This is a genomic window from Micromonospora sp. CA-111912, assembly GCF_050948415.1.
Classification (GTDB): domain Bacteria; phylum Actinomycetota; class Actinomycetes; order Mycobacteriales; family Micromonosporaceae; genus Micromonospora.
This window is the reverse complement of record NZ_CP192007.1, coordinates 5,984,797-6,010,084: the sequence shown is the minus strand read 5'-3', so window position 1 is coordinate 6,010,084 and position 25,288 is coordinate 5,984,797. Positions and strand designations below refer to the sequence as shown.

Sequence of the window (25,288 nt, the reverse complement as noted above, 5' to 3'; positions counted from 1 at the left end):
GTCTCAGCATGGCACCGCCACGCCAGTGCCGCTCGACGGCGGGGGTCGGGGTCTCCGCTACCCTCGTCGGGTGCGGCTGGTGATTGCGAAGTGCTCGGTGGACTATGTCGGACGGCTCTCGGCTCACCTGCCGTTGGCCACTCGCTTGTTGATGGTGAAGGCGGACGGGTCGGTGTCGATCCACGCTGACGACCGTGCGTACAAGCCGTTGAACTGGATGAGCCCGCCCTGTCGGCTGGAGGAGGCCCCCGGCGTGTGGCGGGTGGTGAACAAGGCCGGCGAGGAGCTGCGGATCACCCTGGAGGAGATTTTCCAGGACACCTCGTACGAGCTGGGCGTCGACCCGGGCCTGCGCAAGGACGGCGTCGAGGCGCACCTGCAGGAACTGCTGGCGGCCAACCCGACCGCCCTGGGCGAGGGGTTCACCCTGGTCCGCCGGGAGTACATGACGGCGATCGGGCCGGTGGACCTGCTCTGCCGGGACGCGGCGCAGGGCGCGGTGGCCGTCGAGGTGAAGCGGCGCGGCGAGATCGACGGGGTGGAGCAGCTCACCCGCTATCTCGAACTGATGAACCGCGATCCGCTGCTCGCCCCGGTCAGCGGCGTCTTCGTCGCCCAGGAGATCAAGCCGCAGGCCCGGGTGCTGGCGACGGACCGGGGCATCCGATGCGTGGTGGTCAACTACGACAAGCTGCGCGGTATCGAGCGCGACGAGCTGACCCTGTTCTGACCGGCCGCCGGCCCACCCCGGTCAGCGGCGGCGGCCGTACATCAGCTTGGTGACCTTGATCAGGCGGGCGACGTCGGCCGGGGTGCGCTCGAAGGTCATCGCCGGCAGCAGCGACCGGGCCCGGCGTCGGGTGACCGCCTTGGCCCGGCCGAACTCGCGCAGCCCGTCCTCGCCGTGGATCCGGCCGAAGCCGGAGTCGCCGACCCCGCCGAACGGCAGGGTGGACATCCCGGCGAAGGTCAGGGTGGAGTTCACCGCGGCCATCCCGGAGCGCAGCCGCCGGGCGATGGCCACCGCCCGCCGCCGGCCGAAGACCGAACCACCCAGGCCGTACGGGAGGGCGTTGGCGCGGGCTACCGCCTCGTCGGCGTCGCGGACCCGGTTGATGGTCAGCGTCGGGCCGAAGGTCTCCTCGCGGACGGCGACGGAGTCCTCCGGCACCTGCACCAGCACGGTCGGGTGCACGTACGGCGGCCGTACCGCGTCCGCGCCGCCGAGCACGGCCTGACCGCCCCGGGCCAGCGCGTCGTCGATGTGCCGGCGGATCACGTCGAGCTGGGCGGGCATGGTGATCGGGCCGATGTCGGCCCCCTCGGCGCCGACGGTCAGCCGGCCGGCCTTCTCCACCACCTTGCCGACGAAGGCGTCGAAGACGGTCTCCACCGCGTACACCCGCTCGATGCCGATGCAGGTCTGGCCGGCGTTGGTGAGTGCGCCCCAGACGCACGCCTCGGCTGCGGCGTCCAGGTCGGCGTCGCTGTCGACGATCATGGCGTCCTTGCCGCCGGCCTCCAGCAGCACCGGGGTCAGCGACTCGGCGCAGGCCGCCATCACCTTCTTGGCGGTGGCCGTCGAGCCGGTGAAGGCCAGCTTGTCGACCCCGGAACGGCACAGCGCCGCCCCGACGTCGCCGAGGCCGTGCACCACGGTGAACACCGGATGCTCCGGTACCACCTCGGCGAAGGCGTCGGCCAGCCACTGGCCGACGGCCGGGGTGTACTCGCTGGGCTTGAGTACGACGGCGTTGCCGGCGGCGAGCGCGTACGCCGTGGAGCCGATCGGCGTGAAGACCGGGTAGTTCCACGGGCCGATCACCCCGACCACCCCGTACGGCACGTATTCCAGGTGGGCGGAGAACTCGGCGAGGATGAGCCGGGAGCGCTTCCGGCGCGGCCCGAGCACCCGGCCGGCGTTGCGGGCGGCCCAGTCGATGTGCTCGATCGCGGTGAGCACCTCGACGATGGCGTCGGGGACGGGCTTGCCGCCCTCGGCGTGCACCAGCTCAGCCAGCTCCTCGATTCGCCGGGCCAGCACGCCACGCCAGCGCAGCAGCCGCTCCCGGCGGCCGGTGAAGCCGAGCCCGGCCCACCAGGCCGCCGCCTCCCGGGCCCGGTCCACCGCCGTCGCGACGTCGGCCGCTGCCGCGACCGGCAGCCGTCCCACCTCCGCGCCGGTGGCGGGGCTGGTCGACACCAGCCGACCGTCCTCGATGACCGGGGCACCCGGGACACGCACAGCCGTCATGGCGGAAGTCTAGACCCGGAAGCTACCCGCTGGTAGGTCTCCGGTGGCCCGGAGAGCCAGGTGCCGGAGAACCGGGTGCCGAAGAGCCGGGTGCCGGCGGCCCGGGAGGCCGGCGTCGCGCCACCCGGAAGCCACCCCGGGCAAGCGGTTGGATATGAGCAGCGCGCCCCCGGACGGCCCCGAGGGCCGGTGGCGTCGACAGCGCCGAAACCCGACTGGCGGGACGGGCCGGATGGCTCTGGCGGGAGCCGAACCGGCTAGCCGGAGATGGCCGGGCGGGGTCGCGGAGATGACCGGCCGGTGGTGGGGACGGCTACCACGTGATGGCACGCTGACGCCGGGACACCGGTGGCTGGAGGCTGACCGTCCATGGAGGATCTTCCGGAACTGATGCCGCTGCTGACCGTGGCGGGCGGACCGATGCGCGGGGCGAGCTTCCGACTCCGCACGGAGCCGCAGGTGATCGGCCGCGCGTCGACGGTGGACATCGCCGTCGACGATCCGCACCTCAGCCGTCGGCACGCCAGTGTGCGGTTGACCGTCGGCGGGGTGACGCTGGTGGACCTGGGATCCACCAACGGCACCTGGCTCAACGACCGGCGGATCGACGGGCCGGAGCAGCTCTCCGACGGGGACGTGATCCGGCTGGGCCGCACCGAGCTGCGCTTCTTCGACCCGGGCCTGGCCCGGACCGACCCCGTCGGGCTGCGGCTGAGCCCTGTTGCCCGAAGCCGTGACCGCCGCCCCACCCTCCCGCTGCCGCTCGCCGCCCCGCCCGCCGCCCGCACCTGAGGCCGCCACCCTCGACGGTGCCGACCGCGCCCACGGTGCCGACCGCGCCCACCTCGTGAAATACCCCACCGTGACTCGACAACTGAGCGTCACGTGGCAGACTCGCGCGCATAACCCTTAGCGACCGTTCAGCGGTCTCGTGGAGCATTGGGAGGCCGGTCGTGGCGCGCGAGTTCACCAGCGTGGGTGTCGTGGGGCTGGGCACCATGGGCGCGGGGATCGTCGAGGTCTTCGCGCGCAACGGCATCGACGTGGTCGCGGTCGAGATCTCCGACGGGGCCCTGGAGCGCGGCCGGGCCAACCTCACCGGATCTACCGACCGGGCGGTCGCCCGGGGCAAGCTCGCCGAGGCCGACCGGGACGCCCTGCTCTCCCGGGTGGACTTCCGGGTGGGCCTGGACGCGCTGCACTCGGTGGACCTGGTGATCGAGGCCGTTCCCGAGCACCTCGACCTGAAGCAGCGGCTCTTCGCGGAGCTGGACCGGATCTGCCGGCCCGAGGCGATCCTGGCGACCAACACCTCCTCGCTGTCGGTTACCGAGATATCGGTCGCCACCGGGCGGCCGAACCAGGTCATCGGCATCCACTTCTTCAACCCCGCCCCGGTCATGAAGCTGGTCGAGGTGGTCCGCACGGTGGTCACCTCCGCCGAGGTGGTCGCCGACGTGGAGGCCCTCTGCGCCCGGCTCGGAAAGGTCGACGTCACCATCAACGACCGGGCCGGCTTCATCGCCAACGCGCTGCTGTTCGGCTACCTCAACCACGCCGTGGCGATGCACGAGGCGCACTACGCCACCCGCGAGGACATCGACGCCGCCATGAAGCTCGGCTGCGGCCTGCCGATGGGCCCCCTCGCGCTGATGGACCTGATCGGCCTCGACACCGCCTACGAGATCCTGGACACCATGTACCGGCGGGGTGGGCGGGACCGCCGGCACGCGCCGGTGCCGTTGCTCAAGCAGATGGTCACCGCAGGGCTACTCGGCCGGAAGTCCGGCCGGGGCTTCTACACCTACGAGCGGCCGGGCTCACCGAAGGTCGTACCGGACGAGCGGACCCCGGCGGCGACGGGGCCGGCGCTGGCCGACGGCGCGCGGGCCATCGCGAAGGTCGGGGCCGGGAGCGCGAGGAGTGAGCTTGCGAGCCCCGCAGTCGTGACCAGAGTAGGAATCGTCGGTTCCGGGACGATGGCCACCGGGATCATCGAGGTCTTCGCGAAGGCCGGCTACGAGGTCGTCTCGGTGACCCGGGGTGCGGAGAAGTCCGCGAAGGTCTGCGAGGCGGTCAAGACCTCGCTGAACAAGGGCGTGGTGCGGGGTAAGCTCAGCGAGCCCGACCGGGACGCCGCCCTCGGCCGGGTCACCTGGTCGGCGACCCTGGACCACCTCGCCGACGTCGACCTCGTCGTCGAGGCCGTGATCGAGGAACTGAGCGTCAAGAAGGCCCTGTTCGCCAGCCTCGACGAGATCTGCAAGCCGGGTGTCGTGCTCGCCACGACCACCTCCTCGCTGCCGGTGATCGACGTCGCGATGGCCACCCACCGGCCGGCCGACGTGGTGGGGCTGCACTTCTTCAACCCGGCGCCGGTCATGCCCCTGGTGGAGATCGTGCGGACCATCCGCACCTCCGAGGAGACCACCGCCACGGCCCGCGCGGTGTGCGCGGCGCTGGGCAAGACCGGCGTGGTCTGCGCCGACCGGTCCGGCTTCGTCGTCAACGCGCTGCTCTTCCCGTACCTGAACGACGCGGTGAAGATGCTGGAGGCCAGCTACTCCACCGCCGATGACATCGACCACGCGATGAAGCTCGGCTGCGGCTACCCGATGGGCCCGTTCGAGCTGCTCGACGTGGTCGGCCTCGACGTCTCGCTGGCCATCCAGCGCGAGTTGTATCTGGAACTGCGCGAGCCCGGCTTCGCCCCGGCCCCACTGCTGGAGCACCTGGTCACCGCCGGCTACCTGGGCCGCAAGACCGGGCGCGGGTTCCGCGACCACACAAATCGCTGATCCGGGTCAACACCGGGAGTCGGTGACGGCGTCTTGAGGGTGTGACCTTCGAGGAGTACGTCGGCAGCCGTGGCCCGGCCCTGTTGCGCCTGGCCCGGCTGCTGACTGGCGACGAGCACCGCGCCGAGGACCTGACCCAGGACGTCCTGGCCCGCGCGTACGTGCACTGGCGGAAGATCGCCGGCGCCGACCGGCCCGACGTGTACGTGCGCCGGATGCTGGTCAACGCCAACAACTCGTGGTGGCGCCGGCGGTCCAGCCGGGAGCTGGCCGTGGACACCTTCGCCGAGCGGGCCCAGCGGGGCGACCTCGGCAGGGAGGCGGCCGATCGGGACGAGATGTGGCGGCTGATCCGGGCGCTGCCCGACCGCCAGCGCGCCGTGCTGGTGCTGCGCTACTACGAGGACCTGGACGACGCCACCATCGCCCAGATCCTTGACTGCTCGCCGGTCACCGTCCGTAGCCACGCGATGCGGGCGCTCGCCCACCTCCGGGAGCGCTGCGGTGCCCCGACGACCAACAGGAGCCGGTCGTGACCGATCTGGACCAGCGAATCGCCTCGGCGCTGCGGGAGCGCGCCGAGGGGGAGACCGATACCCACCGGCTGCTGCGGGCCTCGCAGGCCCAGGGCCGCCGCCGCAAACTGCGCCGTCGGGCCGCCACCGGCACCGCCCTGGCCCTGGTCGGGGTCCTTGGCTTCGTCGGGGTGACCGGGACGGACTTCGCCGGGCTCTCCGGCCGGCTGCCGTGGGCCGCGGCCACACCGGCCGTCGCCGCGCCCGTGCCGCCCCGGGCTGACGGGGTGCCGGGTGCCGCCCAGCGGCCCGACCTGGTCGGCACCGACCCCCAGGTGCTGCACCTGGGCGTAGACACCAGCCAGGCTCGTTACCTGGGCTGGGCCGTCTACCGCTCGAACCAGCTCGAGTCGATCCGGTTCGACGTCGGCGGCGGACAGCCGGTCCTGGTCGAGGTGAGCCGCTCCGCGCAGATGATCAACGAACTCCTGATCGATGGTGTTCCCATACAGGAGGCCGTGGTCCGGCTCACCTTCGACGGCGCCGTCCGGCAGTTCGGCCGTACGGGCGGCGGTCTGGTCACGGCCTGGCAGCCCGCCCCCGGCCTGTACGCCCGGGCGAGCATGCTCGTCGGCGACCGGAGCGTGCTGGTCAAGGCCGTGGATGCCATCCGCTGGGATGAGGCAAGACGGTGCGTGGCGCCATTGCGGCTGAGCACGTTGCCGGAGGGCGCGGCGGTGAGCGCCTGCTCCGTTGACGTCGCCGCCTTTCCCAGGGGTCTCAAGGTCGAGCTCACCCTCTACCGGGAGCCGCCGGCGACCATGTGGGTGAAACTGCTGTACGGGGTGGGGATCGGGGAGAGCACTACCGAGAGCAACCGTGTGGTGGGTGGCCGACCCGGCTACCTCTACCCGGATGGCACGAGACTGGAGCTGCTCGGGTTCCCGAAGGCACACCTGACCGCCGATTTCGGCTGGTCGGGGAAGGGCTTCACCGAGGCGGACGCGACGACGGTGTTGGCCGGGGTGCAGGTGGCGGAGGACCTGGGCGATCCGGAGACCTGGGACTGAGCGGGGGTGCGCCGGCCGGGCCGCCCGACCCGGGCCGGTCCGGCCGGCGGACCGTACGCTTGGTGACTGTGAGCCCCCGTCGCAACCGCCCCCGCCGGGACGAACACGTCCACCTGAACGCCGACCAGGCGCGACACGGCGTGCCCACCGTGCAGCAGTGGCGCGACGGCGACTGGCAGGTGCGCGGCATCAGCGGCGGGGCGTCGGCCAAGACGTACCGCTGCCCGGGTTGCGACCAGGAGATCCGCCCGGGGGTGGCGCACCTGGTGGCCTGGCCGGCGGACGACCGGGGCGACCTGACCGACCGCAGGCACTGGCACAGCGGCTGCTGGCGGGCGCGGGACCGGCGCGGCCCGGGGGTCCAGCGCGGCCGGGGCGCCCCCCGGTACGGCTGAGCGATCTGGATCACCCCGTTTCCGCCCCGCCGGGCGCCGACGGCGGCGGCGCGGGAGACTGGGACGGTGAGCACACCGATCCGCGCGTCGTCGATCCTGCCCGGGCACCGCGAGGACATCGAGCTGCACACCGCAGACGGTCTGCGGCTCGTCGGCGAACTGGCCCGGCCGGTGGACCGGGAGGCGGTCGGCACGCTGGTCTGCCTGCACCCGCTACCCACCCACGGCGGGATGATGGACAGCCACGTGTTCCGCAAGGCGGCCTGGCGGCTGCCGGCGCTGGCCGACCTGGCCGTGCTCCGGTTCAACACCCGGGGGACCAGCAGCCTGCGCGGCACCAGCGAGGGCGCGTTCGACAACGCGGCCGGCGAGCGCTTCGACGTGGCCGCCGCCATCGAGTACGCCGAGTTCGCCGAGCTGCCGAACATCTGGCTGGTCGGCTGGTCGTTCGGCACCGACCTGGCGCTGAAGTACGGCTGCGACCCTGCGGTGGCCGGGGCGATCCTGCTTTCCCCGCCGCTGCGCTTCTCCGCCCCCGGCGACCTCACCCACTGGGCCGAGAGCGGCAAGCCGCTGACCGCCCTGGTGCCCGAGTTCGACGACTACCTGCGCCCGGACGAGGCCCGCGAGCGCTTCGCGGCGGTGCCGCAGGCCGAGCTGGTCGGGGTGCCCGGCGCGAAGCACCTGTGGGTCGGCGACGCCGAGACCGTGCTCGACGAGATCGTCCGCCGGGTCAACCCGGCCGCCCCGCTGCCCCTGCCGCGCACCTGGGACGGCCCGATCCAGACCGGCGACGTCAGCGCGTACGCCGACCGGACGGTCGCGTCCTTCGCCGACACCCCGGTCCCCGGCCCGCGCGCGGACTGACCCGGCCGCGTTGGAGCCGGGCGACCCGCCGGTGCGCCCCGGGGTGCCCGGTGTTCGGGGCGTCCGTCAGCGGGCGTCCTGGCGGGGGAGGACCACCTCGCGCAGGATCAACTGGAGGGCGGCCACCAGCGGGATCGCGACCAGCGCGCCGACCACGCCCAGCAGGGCCACCCCGAGCAGCGCCCCGAGCAGGGCGGCGACCTCGTTGACCTCCACCGATCGGCGCATGATCTTCGGGTAGATCAGGTAGTTCTCCACCTGCTGGTACAGCACGAAGAACACGACGCAGGCGATCCCGACGGGCAGGCTGGTGGCGAAGCCGACCAGGCTCACCACCACCGCACCCAGCGTCGCGCCGATCTGCGGGATCAGGTCGGTCACCGCGATCACCACCGCCAGCGCGAACGGGTACGGCAGCCCGACGACCAGCGCGAACACGAAGGTGGTCACGCCGGCCAGCACGGCGATGCTCAGCGCGCCGACCATGTACGCGCCGACCTTGGCGAGGATCTCGTCGCCGATCAGCTGTACCCGACGGCGACGCGAGCGGGGCACCAGCGAGTACCCGACGCGGCGCAGCCGGTCGAACCAGGCGAGGAAGTAGATCGTCAGCACCAGCACGGTGAGCGCCCGGAAGAGGGTGCCGGCGATCAGCTGCGCGCCGCCGAGCACCCCGCCCAGCGCCCGGCCGATGGTGTTGGCGTTCGCCGCCGCCTGGACCTTCTCCATCACGTCGAACCGCACGACGAAGTCGTTCACGGCCTCGTTGCGGCGCAGTGCCTCCACGTAGCTGGGGAGCTGCTCGACGAACTGGCCGGACTGGGTGACCACGGGCGGCACCAGCGCCACCAGGCCGCCGACGATCAGCAGCAGCAGGGTCAGCGCCACCGTCGCCACCGCCAGGCCGTTCGGCAGCCCCCACGAGCGCAGCCGGACCACCGCCGGGTTGAGCCCCACGGCCAGGAACAGCGCGATGACCACCAGCACGAGGATGCCGGCCGCGTTGCGCACGCCGAGGAAGACGGCGTACGCCAACAGCACGCCGAGCGCACCGGTGAAGCCGACCAGGAAGCTGTTGCGACGCAACGGACGCCCCGGCGGCCCGAACCGGCCGGAGCCGGTCGCGACCCCGCCGGGCACCTCGAAGTCGCTCGCGTCGACGTCGCTCGCGTCGGCGTCGTTGGTCGGGGCGTCGCCCGCCGGCTCCCGGCCGCCCCGCCTGTCGGCCGGGGTGTTGCGGGGCGGGCGGTCGTCGGCCGGAGTCGCTGCGGTCGTCTCGTCGTCCGGTGGGTTACCGCCTACCGGCGCGTCCTGCGTCACCGGGCCTCCTCCGCGCGCTCCGGTGCCCCGACCGGAGACCCTCTCCCGGGCACGCGGGCTCCTGCCCGGGAGGGTAGTGCCCGATGATCCCAGGGCCAACCCCCGCTCACCAGGCCCCGCAGGCCAGGTCGCCCGGAGTCACCGGTGGGCCCGCTCACTCGGCCTCGATGGTCACCTTGCTCGGCTTGGCGCTGCGTTCGTCGGTGGTCGGCTTGGTCGGCCGCTTGCCGTTTTCGCCGGTGCTGGTGATCTTCGTGGGGGTGGGCTTCCGGCCTCCCTCGCCGGGCACCGCGGCCACCGTCGGCTCGCCGTCGACCCCCGCGCTGGCCGCCCCGCCGTCCACGGTGGTGACCGGCTCGGCCACCGGCCGGGCCCTGACCGGCGCGTCGTCGGCCGGCGCGGCCTTCGCCGTCCCCGCGTCGGCGGTCGCCTTGACGGCCCCACCGCCGGCGGGGGCGGGGCCGGGCGTGGCCTTGGCGGCCGGACCGGGGCCGCCGGCAGCCATCGCCGGGGCGGTGCCGTTGTGGGCCGCCGCCGGCACTTTGCCGTCGCCAATCCTGACCGGCCCCGCGCCGTCCAGGCTCGGCGTGACCAGGGCTGGGCCGGTGGCGTCGCCCGACAGCCGCGCGCCGGCCAACCGGTGGCGCAGGTCGAGCATCTGCTGCTGGAGCTCGTCGGACTCCTGCCGGGACTGCCAGGTCTCCTGCCGCAGGTCGGCGAGCTGCTGCTGGGCCTGGGCGATCTCGAGCATCACCTGGGCCAGCTGCTGGCGCCCCGAGGCCACCTCCTGCTGGGTGGCCGCGAGGTGCTGCTGAGTGGTGGCCAGGTGCTGCTGGGTGGTGGCCGCGTACTCCTCGAACTGGCGGCGGGAGGCGGCCACGTGCTCGTCGGCCTTGCGGCGCTTGTCGGTCGAGTCGGTTTCGGCCCGGCTCAGCAGGGTGGCGGCCTCCTCCTCGGCCTGCTGGCGCATCGTCAGGGCGTCCTGCTCGGCGGCGCGCCGGATCTCGGCGGCGCCGCCCTCGATCTCCGCGCGCCGGGTGGCGTGCTGCTCGTCCAGTTCGCCCTGCCGGGTGGCGTGCTGCTTGTCGAGCTTGTCCCGGCGCTCGGCGTACGCCTGTTCGACGCTCGCCTTACGCTCGGCCAGCTCGCGGTCAGCCACCTCCCGCCGGTCGTTGACCTCCTTCTCCACCCCGGCCCGCCAGGCGCCCAGCTCCTGCTGGGTCTGGGCGCGCGACTGCTGCACGTACGCCTCGGTCTCGGTGCGCATCCGCTGCACGTACGCCTCGGTCTCCGCGCGCTGGTGCCGGGTGGCCTCGGCGGCCTGGGCGGTGAGCCGCTCGGCCTCCTGCCGGGCCCGGTCGCGGTTGCCCTTCGCCGCCGCCTCGGCGTCGTCGGTGATCCGCTTGGCCTCCTGCAACGCCTTCGCGTGGGTGGCCCGGCCGGCCTCGGTGGCGGAATCGGTGAGCCGCCTGGCCTCCTGCTGGGCCTTGGCGTGCACCTCCTTGGCCGCCTCGCGGAGCTGGGTGGCCTCCTGCTGGGCCTTGGCCAGGGCCTCCTTGGCCGCCTCGCGGAGCTTGGTCGCCTCCTGCTGGGCCCGGGTGTGGATCTCCTTGGCGGCGTCCCGGAGCTGGGTGGCCTCCTGCTGGGCCTTCGCGAGGGCCTCCTGGGCAACCCTTCCGAGCCGGGTGGACTCCTCCTTGGCGGCCCTCAGCGTGGCGTCCGCCTCGGCGCGGCGGCCGGCGCTGTGCCGCTCCTCCTCGGCCCGCCGGGCGGCGAGGGCGATCTCGAAGTCCTTGAGCGCCTGGGCGGCCTGCTCCTTGGCCTCGGCGACGATGTGCTCGGCGGAGGCCCGCCGGGCCTCGATCTCCTCGTTCGCGGCGGCCAGGATGTCGTCGGCCTGTTCCTCGGCGAGGCCGAGGATCTGCTCGACCCGGGGGCCGAGGTGCCGGAACGAGGCCCGGTCCACCACCCCCACCTGCTTGCGCACCTGGGCGAGGTCGCGTTGCAGCACCTCGACCTGACCGGCCAGCTTGTGGATCTGTGTGTACGCCTGCTCCCGCTCGGCCGCCAGGGTCGCGATCTCGTGCTCCGCACGAGCGACGTACCGGTCCACCTGTCGTTTTTCGTACCCCCGCAGGGCGGACTCGAAGCTGGGCTCCGTGGTCACATCCCCGCCGAGGGCGAACAGTTCCTCGCCGCGCGACATGCCCCCATCCTCACACGCATCAGGCTCGGCTGGGGCGATACGGGCGGCCCGGATGGGAGGTACTTCACAAACGCCACCGACACCGGTGCCAAGGGCTGGGAAACGCATACGGCGCGGGGTTGAACCGGTCACCCGGTGTCACCCCGCGCCGTGTCATGCCCCGGCCGTACGGTCGGTCAGCCGGCGGGCTCCGCAGTCACCCGCTCGTCCTTGGCGTCCACCTTGGCGGCCGCCGGCTTGGCCGGCGCCGGCGCCGACGGGATGCCCGGCACGATGCCGGCGAGGCCGGAGAGCATCTGCCCGAGCTGCGAGGTGACGGCGTCCTTCTGGCGGGTGAGGTCATCGACCTCGCGGCGGGCGGCCTGGGTCGTCAGGTCGGCCTCGGTGCGGGCCTCGGTGAGCAGCCGCTTCGCCTCGGACTTCGCCTCGTTGAGGGTCTTCTCCGAGAGCGACTTGGCCTTCTCGACCGTCTCGTTGGCGGTGCGCTCGGACTCGACCCGGCGGGCCTCGGCGCGCTGCTCGATCTCCTTGGCCCGCTCCTGGGCGGCCCGGGCCCGCTGCTCGGCCTCGCCGACCAGCTTCTGGGTCTGCGTGACCTGGGCGGCGTGCCGCTCGGACTCCTCGCGCTCGGACTTCTCGCGCCGCTCGGCGAGCTGGAGCTCCAGGGCCTGCAGGTCCTTGTCGCGCTTGTCGCGGGCGTCGGTGAGCAGCTTGGTCGCCTCGGCGCGCTTCTCCTCGGCCTCCCGGGCCGCCTTCGCCCGCTGCTGGGTGATCTCCCGCTCGGCGGTGGCGCGCAGGGTGGCGACCTCCCGCTCGACGGTCGACTTCAGCTCGGCGACCTCGTGCGCGGTGACGGTGCGCAGCTGCTTGGTCTCCCGCTCGGCGTCGGCGCGCAGGGTGTCCGCCTCCCGGCGGGCCTGCACGCGGACCTCGGCGGCCTCCCGCTCGGCGGCGGTGCGGGCGCTGCCGGCCTCGCGCTCGGCGGTGGCCTTCATCGCGGCAGCCTCGGCGCGAGCCTTGTCGGTGATCTCGCGGGCCTCCAGGCGGGCCGCGGAGAGGATCCCCTCGGACTCGCGCTTGGCCTCGTTGCGGTGGTCGTTGGCCTGCTCCTCGGCCAGCCGCAGGATCTGCTCGACGCGGGTGCCCAGGCCGGAGAGGGTCGGCCGGCTGTTCTCCTCGAGCTGCTTGTTGGTCTCGGTGAGCTTCTGCTCCAGCGCGCTCTGCCGCTGCTCGGCCTGGCGGAGCCGACGCTGGGCGTCGTTCATCCGCTGCTCGGCCTCGGCGCGGGCCTGCTCGGACTGGGTCAGCGCGGCGGTGAGTCGACCGATGAAGTCATCGACCTGCCCAACGTTGTATCCGCGCAGGCCAACGGTGAAATCTGGCTGCGAGTTCGCGTTATCGAAGAACGCAAGAGGGGAGGACTGCTGCTGGGGCATTGGGACATACTCGCAGACGCCCCGGGGTGTTTCGCAAGAGCGGTGCGGGGCTTTCGTGTCCTCTTTACATGGTCAACTGGCCGCTGTCACCCGGCCCGTGTCGACGGCGATCTTGGCAGCTCCCGGCCGGGTCGGGCGGCCGGCCGGCCGGCCGGGCAAAGGGCCGCGCGAACACTCCGCGGCCCTTTGTCGACTCGTGGCGTTATCACGCGAAAGGAGGGCCGATGACCCCTGTCGAAAGGCAATGCGCGACCACCGCAATGGCCGGCCGGGCATCCCCCGGACGGCTCAGCGACCGCGGAACCGGTTGATCGCGTCCTCGTGCCGGGAGCGCAGCTCCGGGTCCCGCACGCCGAGGCCGTCGGTCGGGGCGAGGCAGCGCACCCCCACCTTGCCCTGGTGCTGGTTGCGGTGCACCTCGTACGCGGCCCGGCCGGCCTGCTCCAGCGGGTACGTCCTCGACACCGTCGGATGGATCTGGCCGAGCGCCACGAGCCGGTTGGCCTGCCAGGCCTCGTGGTAGTTGGCGAAGTGGCTGCCGACGATCCGCTTCAGGTGCATCCAGAGGTAGCGGTTGTCGAACTGGTGCTGGTAGCCGCTGGTCGAGGCGCAGGTGACGACGGTGCCGCCGCGCTTGGCGACGTAGACGCTCGCGCCGAAGGTCTCCCGGCCCGGGTGCTCGAAGACGATGTCCGGGTCCTCGCCGCCGGTCAGCCCCCGGATCCGTTCGCCGAGGCGCCGCCACTCGTCCGGGTTCTGGGTGTGCTCGTCGGACCAGAACCGGAACCCCTCCGCCGCCCGGTCGATCACCAACTCGGCGCCCATCCGCCGGCACAGCTCGGCCTTGTCCGGGGAGGACACCACGCAGATCGGGATCGCGCCGCCGTTGAGCGCCATCTGGGTGGCGTACCCGCCGAGGCCGCCGGAGGCGCCCCAGATCAGCACGACGTCGCCCTGCTTCATGTTCGCCCCGTGGTGTGAGACGAGCTGCCGGTACGCGGTGGAGTTGACCAGCCCCGGGCTGGCAGCCTCCTCCCAGGTCAGGTGGCGGGGCTTGGGCATGAGCTGGTTGGCCTTGACCACGGCCAGCTCGGCCAGGCCGCCGAAGTTGGTCTCGAAGCCCCAGATCCGCTGCTGCGGGTCGAGCATGGTGTCGTCGTGTCCGGCGGCGTCCTCCAGCTCCACCGACAGGCAGTGCGCCACCACCTCGTCGCCGGCGGCCCACTTCGTCACCCCGGGCCCGGTGCGCAGCACCACGCCCGCCGCGTCCGACCCCACCACGTGGTACGGCAGGTCGTGCCGGGCGGTCAGCGCGGAGATCCGGCCGTACCGCTCGAGGAACTTGAAGGTGGGCAGCGGCTCGAAGATGCTGGTCCAGACGGTGTTGTAGTTGATCGCGCTGGCCATCACCGCGACCAGCGCCTCGCCGGGTGCCAGCTCGGGGGTCGGCACCTCCTGGACGTGCAGGGACTTGCGCGGGTCCTTGTCCTGGGTGGCCAGCCCTTCGAACATCCGGGCCTGGTCGGCGCGCACCACCACGCCCCGGTAGCTCTTCGGCACGGGAAGGCCGGCGAGGCCGGCGAGCTGCCGCCCGGATTCGTCGGAGCCCTCCACCGCCATGATCGCTTCGAGGATGTCCTGCACGGTGACCTCCCGTTCGTCCGCACCCGCGTCGGGGCCCGGCGGATCCGCTTGGTGGCCGTCGCTTCGGTCCGGGTGCTGCCATCGGCACCGGTGCGTACCGACCGCGATGTCGGCATCCGACTCCGGCAACGGCCGCTCCTGTCGGAGCAGGACGTTACTGAACGGTAGTTAGGGCGGGAAGGGTCTGTGAAAAACTGCATCGGCCGATGTGTGGAGCTGTCCGCCGGGCTGCTCAACCGCGCATCGTCGCGCTCGCCGAGCAGGGGTGGGCCGGTGCCGGAGGGGCCGGCGGGGGAGTGGGCAGGGCCCCTGCCACACCCCCGGCCGGCGATCAGATCAGTGCTCGGCGGGCTCGACCAGCTCGACGAGGACGCCCCCGGCGTCCTTGGGGTGCACGAAGTTGACCCGGGAGCCGGCGGTGCCCCGGCGGGGGGTCTCGAAGAGCAGCCGCATCCCGCGTTCCCGCAGCGCCGCGCAGGCCGCGTCGATGTCGACCACGGTGTACGCCACCTGCTGCACCCCCGGGCCGTTGCGGCCGAGGAACTTCGCGATGGTCGACTCCGGGGTCAGGGGGGCGAGCAGTTGCACGCAGCCGCCCTCGGCGCTCGGGCCGACGGCCAGCATCGCCTCGCGGACGCCCTGCTCGGTGTTGGTCTCGGTGTGTACGCAGCGCATCCCGAAGGTCCGCTGGTAGAAGTCGATCGCGGCGTCCAGGTCGGCGACGGCGATCCCGACGTGGTCGATGCGGCGCAGGCCGATGTCTGTGACAAAGTCGGCAGTGGGCTCGGCGGGGGAGTTCTCAGCCATGGCGCTAGTCTGACCGAACACCCGGGTAACCAAACAATCGTTAAGGTGTAAGGCTCGGCATCCCCCTCGGAGGCAGGCAAGTGGCTTCGGTGATCGTCAGCGGCGCGCGGACCCCGATGGGTCGCCTGCTCGGCAACCTCAAGGACCTCCCGGCGACGAAGCTCGGCGGTGTCGCGATCAAGGCCGCGCTGGAGCGCGCCGGGGTCGCCCCCGAGCAGGTGCAGTACGTGATCATGGGCCAGGTGCTCCAGGCCGGCGCGGGCCAGATCCCGGCCCGGCAGGCAGCCGTCGAGGCGGGCATCCCGATGTCGGTGCCGGCACTGAACATCAACAAGGTCTGCCTCTCCGGCCTGGACGCGATCGCCCTGGCCGACCAGCTCATCCGGGCCGGCGAGTTCGACATCGTGGTGGCCGGCGGCATGGAGTCGATGACCAACGCCCCGCACCTGATGCTCGGCCAGCGCGCCGGCTACAAGTACGGCGACGTGACGATCAAGGACCACATGGCGCTCGACGGGCTCACCGACGCCTGGGACTGCTGCTCGATGGGTGAGTCCACCGAGCGGCACGGCGCGAAGCACGGCATCACCCGCGAGGAGCAGGACGCGTTCGCCGCGGCCAGCCACCAGCGGGCCGCCGCCGCGCAGAAGAACGGCCACTTCGCCGAGGAGATCACCCCCGTGATCATCCCGCAGCGCAAGGGCGACCCGCTGGTGATCGGCGAGGACGAGGGCATCCGGCCGGACACCACCGTCGAGTCCCTGGCCAAGCTGCGTCCCGCGTTCGCCAAGGACGGCACGATCACCGCCGGCAGCTCCTCGCCGATCTCCGACGGGGCCGCAGCCGTGGTGGTGATGAGCAAAGCCAAGGCCCAGGAGCTCGGGCTGACCTGGCTGGCCGAGATCGGCGCGCACGGCAACGTCGCCGGCCCGGACAACTCGCTGCACTCGCAGCCCTCGAACGCGATCAGCCACGCCCTGAAGAAGGGCGGCCTGGGCATCTCCGACCTCGACCTTGTCGAGATCAACGAGGCGTTCGCCGCCGTCGGCGTCCAGTCCACCCGCGACCTGGGGATCAGCCCGGACAAGGTGAACGTCAACGGCGGGGCCATCGCGCTCGGCCACCCGATCGGCATGTCCGGCGCCCGGCTGGTGCTCAGCCTCGCGCTGGAGCTGAAGCGGCGTGGCGGCGGCACCGGCGCGGCGGCGCTGTGCGGCGGCGGCGGACAGGGCGACGCGCTGATCATCCACGTCCCCAGCCCCAGCGTGGCAGGGTGAGCGCGAGGAGTGAGCGGGGTGTGCGAGCCCCGCAGTCGCGAACGAAGGTGGCCCGGTGAGCGCGAGGAGTGAGCGGGGTGTGCGAGCCCCGCAGTCGCGAACGAAGGTGGCTCGGTGAGCGGAGCGGTCGGGCAGGCGCCGGCCGCCGGTGTGCCGTCGGTGCGCCGCAGCCGGGACGTGCCGATGCTGGTGGAGCGGGCCCGCGCCGGTGACCCCCGGGCGGTGGCCCGGCTGATCACCCTGGTCGAGTCCGGCGACGAGGCGCTGCCCCAGGTGGCGGCGGCTCTCGCCCCGTACGCCGGTCAGGCCCAGGTGGTCGGGCTGACCGGGTCCCCCGGGGTGGGCAAGTCGACCACCACCAACGAGCTGGTCCGCGCGCTTCGGGCGCGCGGGCACCGGGTCGGGGTGCTCGCCATCGATCCGTCCAGCCCGTTCACCGGCGGGGCGATCCTCGGCGACCGGGTGCGGATGCAGGACCACGCCACCGACCCGGGCGTCTACATCCGGTCGATGTCCAGCCGGGGTCACCTCGGTGGGCTGTCGGCGGCCACCCCGCAGGCGGTCCGGGTGCTGGAGGGCGCCGGTTGCGACGTGGTGCTGGTGGAGACCGTCGGCGTCGGGCAGGCCGAGGTGGAGGTCGCCTCGCTGGCCGACACCACGCTGGTGCTGCTCGCCCCCGGCATGGGCGACGCCATCCAGGCCGTCAAGGCCGGCATCCTGGAGATCGCCGACGTCTTCGTGGTCAACAAGGCCGACCGGGACGGGGTCGACGCCACCGTCCGCGACATCCAGGGCATGATCGCCCTGGGTGAGCGGGGGCCCGGCGAGTGGCGGCCGCAGGTGGTCCGGGCGATCGCCTCGCGCGGCGAGGGGATCGACGACATCGCCGCCGCGATCGACAAGCACCGTGACTGGCTGGACAAGCACGACGAGCTGCGCCGCCGTCGGGAGACGCGGGCCGCCGCCGAGATCGAGGCGATCGCGCTGGGCGTGCTGCGCGCCCGGATCGGCTCGCTGCGCGACGGTACGGAGCTGCCGACGCTCGCCGCGAAGGTGGCCGAGGGGGCCCTCGACCCGTACGCCGCGGCCGACGAACTGCTGGCCCAGCTCGGCTCCTGAGACGTCCACTGCGGACCCGCACGAACTAGTACGCTCGCACCGCTCCACGGCACCGTGGGGCGGTGCGAGCGTACTGGGGGAGAACATGGGCGACGAGGCGACGCAGGAACTGTCGGTGACGCCGGACGCGGTGGCGGGCGGCACCACCCAGGTCTCCGACGAGGTGGTGGAGAAGATCGCGGTGGCCGCCGCGCGGTCGGTTCCCGGGGTGTCGGAGCTGGGCGGCGACGTGGCCCGGTTCTTCAACGCGGTGCTCGACAAGGTCGGGCTGGACCGGGTGGGCGACGCCCGGCGCGGCTGCTCGGCGCACGTCACGAACGGCGCGGCGGTGGTCAACCTGGTCATCGTGATCGACGCCGGCCGGCCGGTGCCGCAGGTGACCGACGGGGTGCGGGCGGCGGTCACCCAGGCCGTCGAGGCGTACGGGCTGCGGGTCGACGAGATCAACATTCGGGTCGACGACGTGGCGATGGGCGAGCCGGCCGGCCCTCCGGCCTGAGCCGGGTTACCAGCCGGTACCGAACTCCCTTAGCGATCGTTCAGGCACGGGTTCTACACTCGGTCTTCTGACGAGGACCCGAGGAGGAGCCCCGCGCATGGACGCCGACGAGATCGCTGCCGGACGGGCACGCTGGCAGGCCCGCTACGACGCCGCCCGCAAGCGGGACGCCGACTTCACCACGCTCTCCGGGATGACCGTCGACCCGGTCTACGGCCCGCCGGAGGGTGTCACGTACCCGGGCTTCGAGCGGATCGGCTGGCCGGGCGAGTTCCCGTACACCCGGGGGTTGTACCCGACCGGCTACCGGGGGCGCACCTGGACGATCCGGCAGTTCGCCGGCTTCGGCAACGCCCGGCAGACCAACGAGCGCTACAAGATGATCCTCGGCGCGGGCGGCGGCGGCCTGTCCGTCGCGTTCGACATGCCGACGCTGATGGGCCGCGACTCCGACGACCCACAGGCGCTCGGCGAGGTCGGGCACTGCGGGGTGGCCATCGACACCGCCGCCGACATGGAGACGCTCTTCGACGGCATCGACCTGGCCGGGGTCACCACGTCGATGACCATCTCCGGCCCGGCGGTGCCGGTGTTCTGCATGTACCTGGTGGCCGCCGAGCGGCAGGGCGCCGACGTGTCCGCCCTGGACGGCACGCTGCAGACGGACATCTTCAAGGAGTACATCGCGCAGAAGGAGTGGCTGTTCGACCCGGAGCCGCACCTGCGCCTGATCGGCGACCTGATGGAGTACTGCGCCCGCGAGATCCCCCGGTACAAGCCCCTGTCGGTCTCCGGGTACCACATCCGCGAGGCCGGCTCGACCGCCGCGCAGGAGTTGGCGTACACCCTCGCCGACGGGTTCGGCTACGTCGAGCTGGGGCTGTCGCGCGGGCTGGACGTCAACGTCTTCGCCCCCGGGCTGAGCTTCTTCTTCGACTCGCACGTCGACTTCTTCGAGGAGATCGCCAAGTTCCGCGCCGCCCGCCGGATCTGGGCCCGCTGGCTACGCGACGTGTACGGCGCGACCAGTGAGAAGGCGCTGTGGCTGCGGTTCCACACCCAGACCGCCGGGGTGTCGCTGACCGCCCAGCAGCCGGTCAACAACGTCGTCCGTACCGCCGTGGAGGCGCTCGCCGCGGTGCTCGGCGGGACGAACTCGCTGCACACCAACGCCCTCGACGAGACCCTGGCCCTGCCGACCGACGAGTCCGCCGAGATCGCCCTGCGTACTCAGCAGGTGCTGATGGAGGAGATCGGGGTGACCAACGTGGCCGACCCGCTCGGCGGCTCCTGGTACGTCGAGGCGCTCACCGACCGGATCGAGGCCGAGGCGGAGGAGATCTTCGCCCGGATCCGGCAGCTCGGCGGCGAGGGGCCGCACCAGATCGGCCCGATGACCTCCGGCATCCTGCGTGGCATCGAGGACGGCTGGTTCACCGGCCACATCGCCGAGTCGGCCTTCGTCTACCAGCAGGCGTTGGAGAAGGGCGACAAGCGGATCGTGGGGGTCAACTGCCACACCGGCACGGTCACCAAGGACCTGGAGATCCTGCGCATCTCGCACGAGGTGGAGTTGGAGCAGCGCCGGATGCTGGCCGAGCGCAAGACGGTCCGGGACGACGCGGCGGTCTCCGCCGCGGTGACCCGGATGGTCGAGGTGAGCCGCACCGGGGAGAACATGATCCCGGCGATGCTCGACGCCGTCCGCGCCGAGGCCACCCTCGGCGAGATCTGCGACGCGCTGCGCGCCGAATGGGGCGTCTACCGCGAACCGGCACGCTTCTGACCGGGTGTCGCCGCACCCCCCGACGGGGTGCGGCGACACGGCCGGTGACCAGCCGCGAGAGTCACATTTGTCGCCGTCGCGGTTGATCGGAGTTGGGCGGCGGTCGTGCGAGACTAGGTAACCATGAGCGACCCACGGATCACCTCGTCGATCTTCACCCGCGGCGCGGTCGACCTCAGCGCACTGCGCGGCACCGCACCGGCCCCCACCCGTTCCAACACACCGGCCCAGGCCGGCCCGCCCCCCGGTCTGCCGGGTGGCGTCGCCACCGGCGGCGGGGCCGCCGTGATCGACGTGACAGAGGCCACCCTCCAGGCCGAGGTGCTCGAACGTTCCGTGGACCTGCCCGTCGTGGTCTTCTTCGGCGCGGCCGGCTACCCGGAGAGCGACCAGTTCGCGCCGGTGCTGGAGCGGCTGGCGGCCGAGGGCGGCGGCGCGTGGGTGCTGGCCCGGGTCGACGTCCAGGACAATCCCCGCATCGCCCAGATGTTCCAGGTCCAGGGGATCCCCACCGTCTACGCGGTCGTCGGCGGGCGGCCCGTCGACGCGTTCTCCGGGGTGGTCCCCGAGGCCCAGCTGCGCCAGTGGATCGGCGCGGTGCTCAAGGCCGGCGGGGCCACCGTCGCCGAGCCGGAGGACCCACGCCTCGACGAGGCCGACGACGCCCTGATGGGCGGCGACCTGGATGCCGCCGAGCAGGCGTACCGGAAGATCCTCGCCGAGTCGCCGGGGGACGCCGCGGCCGAGGCCGGCCTGGCCCAGGTCGGGCTGGCCCGCCGGGTCGCCGGGGCGGACCCGGGCGCGGCGCTCGCCGCCGCCCAGGCCGACCCCGACGACGTCGAGGCCCAGCTCCTCGCCGCCGACGTCGAGGTGCTCAGCGGCATGGCCGACCAGGCCTACCAGCGCCTGGTCGGCCTGGTCCGTCGCAGCGCCGGCGAGGACCGGGAGAAGGTACGCCAGCACCTGGTCGGCCTGTTCACCGTCGCCGGGCCGGACGATCCCGCCGTCGCCTCCGCCCGCCGGTCCCTGGCCAGCGCCCTGTTCTGAGTTCGCCGCACGCCAGCGCGGGCCGGCGTTCGCCGGCCCGCCCGACCCACGAGGACGGGAGCCCATATGCGCCGAATCGCCGTCCTCGATGCGCCGTCCAACCTCGGGCTGCGCCCACCCACCCCCACCGCCGTCCCCGGCTGCGGCAAAGCCCCCGGCGCGCTGCGCGACCAGGGCCTGCTGGCCCGGCTGCGGGCCCGCGACGCCGGCTGCCTCACCCCGCCCCGGTACGACCCGGGCGACTGGCGTCCCGGTGACGGCGTCTGCCACGCCCCGGAGATCGCCGCGTACTCGGCCGCGCTGGCCGACCGGATCGGCTCGATCATCGACCGGGGGGAGTTCCCGCTCGTGCTCGGCGGGGACTGCTCGATCCTGCTCGGCTCGGCGCTGGCCATGCACCGGCTCGGCGAGGCGGTCGGCGGCCGGATCGGGCTCGTCTTCGTCGACGGCCACTCCGACTTCCGGCACCCCGGCAACGCCTCCTACGTCGGGGCCGCGGCGGGGGAGGACCTGGCCCTGGTCACCGGGCGCGGGCAGGCCGACCTGGCGGCCATCGAGGGGCGCCGGCCGTACTTCCGGGACATCGACGTGGTGGTGCTCGGCATCCGGGCGCAGGACGAGTACCGCCTCGACCTCCAGGCCGCCGGGATCACCACCCGGCCGGTGCCGGCGCTGCGCGCCGAAGGTGCGGCCCGCACCGCCCAGTGGGCGCACGAGGAACTGGCCGACTGCGCCGGGTACTGGGTGCACGTCGACGTGGATGTGCTCGACCCGGCGGTGATGCCGGCGGTGGACGCCCCGGACGCGGGCGGGATCGCCTTCGCCGAGCTGGAGATCCTGCTCGCCGGGCTGGTGGACACCCCGCACTGCCTCGGCGTCGAGCTGACCGTCTTCGACCCCGACTACGACCAGGACGGGGCGTACGCCGCCGAGATCGTCAACACGGTGGTGGCCGGGCTGGCCCCGGTCACCGCCCCGAGCGCGGTGCCGCCCCGGCTGTTTTCGGCGGGCCCCGGCCGGCACCCTCCCTCGACCGGTCGCCCCGCCGTCTCCGGGGCCTTCCCGGCTGATGCGCCGCACCGGGACGCGGCGGGGGATCCGGTCGATGCCGCCTCCTCCACCGATGCTGCCCTCCCCGCCGCCTCCGTCGCCTCCGTTCTTCCCGTCGCCCCCGCCCCCGCCTCCGTCGGCGGGCCGGAGGAGCCGGACAGGTCGGCGGATCTGGGCAGCCCAATCGAGGGTGCCCCGGACCCGGTCCTGGAACCCGTCGGGCCCCCCGCCTCGGCCGGCCCGGGCCTGTTGCGCCGTGTTCCCGCACCCTCTCCAGGCACCAGCCGCCCCGGCACGGGCGGCGACACGTCGCATTCCGCAGCTGGGATCGCCTGACGCGTCGGTCCGCCGCGGTCGGTCTGCCGCAGGCCGACCGCCGCAGTCCGTCCGTCGCCGCCTGCTGATCTGTTCGGTGCTGCCCCGCCGGTCCGTCGAGGCGTTACCTGGGGCGTGGCCGGTCGCCGGGTCGCCGGTCGCCGGGTCGCGACGCGGGCCGGCGGCATCCGCATAGTGCCTTTGGAGCTGCCCCGTTGGTGCGCCCACCTGGACGCCGGGGCGCCTGCCCGTAGGGCTAAGGGTGGGGGCGCAAACGGGTGACGATCGAGCGCCCGTAGAGGTGTTCAGGGCGACAGGTGCCCCGTCTGTGCGGGCAGCTTCAAAGGCGCTTCGGCACAAGCCGGTGCCGGCAACGCCGAGACCCCGCAGCATGTCGAGGGCGACCTTGCAGCTTCAACGGCAATCCGGTACAGGCCCGCGCCGGGAAAATCGCCCGGCGTACCGGAGCCCGGTCGGCGAGCACCGTCTCCACGGACCGGTGGCCGTGTGGGCCGCCGGTGGCCCGGTGGGAACGGTATGGCGGTACGGCGCGGGCAGGCGGCAGACGGCCGGCGGTGGGGCGGCGGGCGGGCGGCGGTGGGGCGGCGGGCGGCAGGCGGCGGGCGGCAGGCGGTGGGGCGGTCAGGAGGCGGCGAGGGCGCGTAGGAAGCGTTCGCTGATCGGCACCGCGCTGGCCGTGCTGGACCCGCCCCGCTCCACGAAGACCGCGAACGCCACGTCGCCCTGCCAGCCGACGAACCAGGCGTGGGTGTGCGCGGGGTTGTCGTCGTACTCGGCGGTGCCGGTCTTGCCGTGCACCGGGCCGCCGGGGACGTCCTTGAGCGCGCCGGCGGTGCCGGCGGTGACGACCTCGCGCATCATGGTCCGCAGCGGCTGCACCGACTCCGGCTTCAGCTCCGGCCCGGCGGGCGCGGCCTTGGCCGGGGCCGGGTCGAGGACCAGTTTCGGCTGCTCCCAGCGGCCCCGGGCGACGGCGGCGGTGGCGGCGGCCATGGCCAGCGGGCTGACCACGGTGGTGCCCTGCCCGAACGAGGCGGCGGCCTGTTCGGCCGGGGAGCCGTTCGCGGAGACCTTGCCGGTGAACGCGTCGACGCCCAGGTCCCACCCGGCCTCCAGGCCGAGCGCCCGCCCGGTCTGGGCGAGGCCGTCCGCGCCCAGCTTCGGGGCGAGCGCGGCGAAAGCGGTGTTGCAGGACTTCGCGAAGTCGGTGCGGAACGGCACCGAGCCGAGGACGAAGTTGTCGGAGTTCTTGAACGACCGGCCGTCCACGGTGAACGTCTTCGGGCAGGCGACCGGGCCGTCCAAAGTGACCGCACCCCGGTCCAGCAGGCCGAGGGCGCTGACCATCTTGAACGTCGAGCCGGGCGGCACCTGGGCGGTGAAGGCCAGGTTCTCCCCGGCGGCCCCCGGCCCGTTCGCGGCGGCCAGCACCGCGCCGTCGCTGATCCGCACCGCCACCAGGGCGGCGCGGCGCTTCTCCCCGCGCAGCGCGGTGTCGGCGGCGTTCTGGGTGGCCACGTCGAGGGTGGTCTTCACCGACTGCCCGGCCTTCGGCTCCTCGCGGAACAGCGTCGTGCCGGTCGGCACGACGGTGCCGTCTGGCTCCGTCCGCTCGCTGATCACGGTGAGCCCGGGCGCGCCGCGTAGCCGTTCGTCGTACCGGCCCTGGAGGCCGCCGTGGCCGACCAGGTCGCCCCGCCGGTACCGGTCGGGGTGGGCGGCCAGGTCGTCGGCCTGGGCCTGGTCGACCGAGCCGAGCAGCGCCCGGGCGAACTCGCGGGTGGGGGCGAGGTCGAGCTTCTCGGCCCGGAACTTGGTGCCGGGCAGGTCGTAGACCCGCGAGCGGATCTGCCGGTACGCCTCATCGCGCAGCGTCACGACCTCGACGAACGCGCCCGGGTCGGCCTCGGCGAGGCGTTTGGGCAGGTCGGCGAGGTCGACCGGCGGGTTGAGCGCCGGCCGGATCGCCCGGAACGCGGCGTCGAGCTTCCGGGACACCGCCTTCGCGTCGGTGACCTCGCTCGGTTGCAGCCCGATCCGGACCACCGGGCGGGGCGCCACGACCGGCGCGCCCGCGCTGTCGAGCACCCCGGACCTGGGCGCCACGTCCCGGCGTACCGCGAGCCGGTCGCCCGTGGTGAGCTGCTCGTGCACCACCTGCGGTTCCCAGATCACCTGCCACTGGTCGTCGCCGCCCCGGGTGAGCCGTACCTGCCGGTCGTACCCCCAGCGGGTGCCGGCCGGGGGCAGGGTCCAGTCCACCCGGATGCCGGCGGTCGCGATGTTCGCGTCGATCTTCGGGTCCCCGGTGCGGCGCAGCGCCGGTGGGGTGGCCGCCAGCTCTCCGGAGAGCTCCCGGATCTCCCGCGTCACGTCGGCGGCGGGCACCTTCCTCCCGGTCGGGTCGACGAAGCCGACCGCCTGGAGGTCGCCCTTGCCCCAACCGGACAGGAAGGCGTCCACGGCGCGTTCCGGACCGTCCTCGGCTGAGCAGCCGGTCAGCGCGGCAGCGGCCAGCGTGGTGGCGGCGAGCGCCGCGACCAGCCGGCGGGAGCGCGATCGGCGGGGCCCACCAAGGGGGTACGACAGACGCATGGAGCCGTCCTTCCGAATCTCGGGCTTCCGCCACGGTAGTACGGCCCCGCCGGGCACACTGCCCCGCCCGGCCCGCCACGTGCGCAAAGAGGGCCCGCGAAGGTGTGATGAACATCCCGACCGGGGTACTCCCCAGCCGGCTGACCGCATATCTGCAACGGGTGAAAGGACAGAGTCCCGAACCGGACGTCCGGCCGGTGGTCCGCCGACGAAGGCACGGAGCGGCAGGGCCTAGGCTGGGCGGCAGAGTGACCCACAATGCGGTGG

At 73.2% G+C, this 25,288-nt stretch carries 20 protein-coding genes; 13 read left to right on the top strand and 7 right to left on the bottom strand.

From position 1 onward, the window contains the following. Positions 1-70 precede the first annotated feature (70 nt). The gene (gene nucS / locus ACQPZO_RS25160) at positions 71-730 is read left to right on the top strand and encodes an endonuclease NucS (protein WP_350884471.1); all 660 of its coding nucleotides are present in this window, start codon (positions 71-73) and stop codon (positions 728-730) included. A 21-nt stretch (positions 731-751) separates the two neighbouring features. Here nucS and ACQPZO_RS25155 read toward each other — a convergent pair whose 3' ends face one another. After that, complete coding sequence (locus ACQPZO_RS25155) at positions 752-2,254, bottom strand: aldehyde dehydrogenase family protein (RefSeq protein ID WP_433344433.1); 1,503 nt, start codon at positions 2,252-2,254, stop codon at positions 752-754. A 369-nt stretch (positions 2,255-2,623) separates the two neighbouring features. Here ACQPZO_RS25155 and ACQPZO_RS25150 point away from each other — a divergent pair, with 369 nt between their 5' ends. The 6 genes from ACQPZO_RS25150 (at position 2,624) to ACQPZO_RS25125 (ending at position 7,899) form a co-directional block, all read left to right on the top strand. Next, positions 2,624-3,046: an FHA domain-containing protein gene (locus ACQPZO_RS25150; protein ID WP_433344432.1), complete on the top strand. Its 423-nt coding sequence runs from the start codon at positions 2,624-2,626 to the stop codon at positions 3,044-3,046. Positions 3,047-3,207: 161 nt separating this feature from the next. Then, positions 3,208-5,052 (top strand): 3-hydroxyacyl-CoA dehydrogenase family protein, encoded by a 1,845-nt coding sequence (locus ACQPZO_RS25145; protein WP_433344431.1) that lies wholly within the window; start codon positions 3,208-3,210, stop codon positions 5,050-5,052. A gap of 41 nt (positions 5,053-5,093) precedes the next feature. Further along, complete coding sequence (locus ACQPZO_RS25140; protein ID WP_433344430.1) at positions 5,094-5,588, top strand: SigE family RNA polymerase sigma factor; 495 nt, start codon at positions 5,094-5,096, stop codon at positions 5,586-5,588. Continuing rightward, a complete protein-coding gene (locus ACQPZO_RS25135; RefSeq protein ID WP_433344429.1) occupies positions 5,585-6,637 on the top strand; it encodes a hypothetical protein in 1,053 nt (350 codons plus the stop codon). Before ACQPZO_RS25140 ends, ACQPZO_RS25135 begins: the two co-directional genes overlap by 4 nt. 113 nt (positions 6,638-6,750) lie before the next feature. Further along, positions 6,751-7,032: a hypothetical protein gene (locus ACQPZO_RS25130; protein ID WP_396670725.1), complete on the top strand. Its 282-nt coding sequence runs from the start codon at positions 6,751-6,753 to the stop codon at positions 7,030-7,032. Between the two features lie 66 nt (positions 7,033-7,098). Then, positions 7,099-7,899: an alpha/beta hydrolase gene (locus ACQPZO_RS25125; protein ID WP_433344428.1), complete on the top strand. Its 801-nt coding sequence runs from the start codon at positions 7,099-7,101 to the stop codon at positions 7,897-7,899. A 66-nt stretch (positions 7,900-7,965) separates the two neighbouring features. Here the strand turns inward: ACQPZO_RS25125 and ACQPZO_RS25120 are convergent, their stop codons facing one another. From ACQPZO_RS25120 to mce, 5 genes are all read right to left on the bottom strand, one after another. Beyond that, positions 7,966-9,039, bottom strand: a complete 1,074-nt coding sequence (locus ACQPZO_RS25120; RefSeq protein ID WP_433351239.1) for an AI-2E family transporter — start codon at positions 9,037-9,039, stop codon at positions 7,966-7,968. Positions 9,040-9,373: 334 nt separating this feature from the next. Beyond that, positions 9,374-11,425 (bottom strand): hypothetical protein, encoded by a 2,052-nt coding sequence (locus tag ACQPZO_RS25115; protein WP_433344427.1) that lies wholly within the window; start codon positions 11,423-11,425, stop codon positions 9,374-9,376. A 176-nt stretch (positions 11,426-11,601) separates the two neighbouring features. Continuing rightward, positions 11,602-12,861: a cell division protein DivIVA gene (locus ACQPZO_RS25110; RefSeq protein ID WP_433344426.1), complete on the bottom strand. Its 1,260-nt coding sequence runs from the start codon at positions 12,859-12,861 to the stop codon at positions 11,602-11,604. A 288-nt stretch (positions 12,862-13,149) separates the two neighbouring features. Next, positions 13,150-14,505, bottom strand: a complete 1,356-nt coding sequence (gene ccrA, locus ACQPZO_RS25105) for a crotonyl-CoA carboxylase/reductase (RefSeq protein WP_396670044.1) — start codon at positions 14,503-14,505, stop codon at positions 13,150-13,152. A gap of 336 nt (positions 14,506-14,841) precedes the next feature. Further along, positions 14,842-15,312, bottom strand: a complete 471-nt coding sequence (gene mce / locus ACQPZO_RS25100; RefSeq protein WP_433344425.1) for a methylmalonyl-CoA epimerase — start codon at positions 15,310-15,312, stop codon at positions 14,842-14,844. 80 nt (positions 15,313-15,392) lie between these two features. Here mce and ACQPZO_RS25095 point away from each other — a divergent pair, with 80 nt between their 5' ends. From ACQPZO_RS25095 to ACQPZO_RS25070, 6 genes are all read left to right on the top strand, one after another. Further along, positions 15,393-16,589 carry an acetyl-CoA C-acetyltransferase gene (locus ACQPZO_RS25095; protein ID WP_433344424.1) on the top strand — a complete coding sequence of 399 codons (1,197 nt, stop codon included), beginning with the start codon at positions 15,393-15,395 and terminating at the stop codon, positions 16,587-16,589. 183 nt (positions 16,590-16,772) lie between these two features. Then, the gene (gene meaB, locus ACQPZO_RS25090) at positions 16,773-17,708 is read left to right on the top strand and encodes a methylmalonyl Co-A mutase-associated GTPase MeaB (RefSeq protein WP_433351238.1); all 936 of its coding nucleotides are present in this window, start codon (positions 16,773-16,775) and stop codon (positions 17,706-17,708) included. Positions 17,709-17,793: 85 nt separating this feature from the next. Further along, a complete protein-coding gene (locus ACQPZO_RS25085; protein WP_433344423.1) occupies positions 17,794-18,207 on the top strand; it encodes an Asp23/Gls24 family envelope stress response protein in 414 nt (137 codons plus the stop codon). Positions 18,208-18,304: 97 nt separating this feature from the next. Then, complete coding sequence (locus ACQPZO_RS25080; RefSeq protein WP_433344422.1) at positions 18,305-19,993, top strand: acyl-CoA mutase large subunit family protein; 1,689 nt, start codon at positions 18,305-18,307, stop codon at positions 19,991-19,993. A 123-nt stretch (positions 19,994-20,116) separates the two neighbouring features. Continuing rightward, entirely contained in the window at positions 20,117-21,040 is a 924-nt protein-coding gene (locus tag ACQPZO_RS25075) for a tetratricopeptide repeat protein (protein WP_433344421.1), read from the top strand. A gap of 66 nt (positions 21,041-21,106) precedes the next feature. After that, positions 21,107-22,426: an arginase family protein gene (locus tag ACQPZO_RS25070; RefSeq protein ID WP_433344420.1), complete on the top strand. Its 1,320-nt coding sequence runs from the start codon at positions 21,107-21,109 to the stop codon at positions 22,424-22,426. 621 nt (positions 22,427-23,047) lie between these two features. On the opposite strand, the gene ACQPZO_RS25065 is transcribed toward ACQPZO_RS25070, so the two are convergent. Then, complete coding sequence (locus tag ACQPZO_RS25065; protein WP_433344419.1) at positions 23,048-25,021, bottom strand: penicillin-binding transpeptidase domain-containing protein; 1,974 nt, start codon at positions 25,019-25,021, stop codon at positions 23,048-23,050. Positions 25,022-25,288 lie beyond the last annotated feature (267 nt).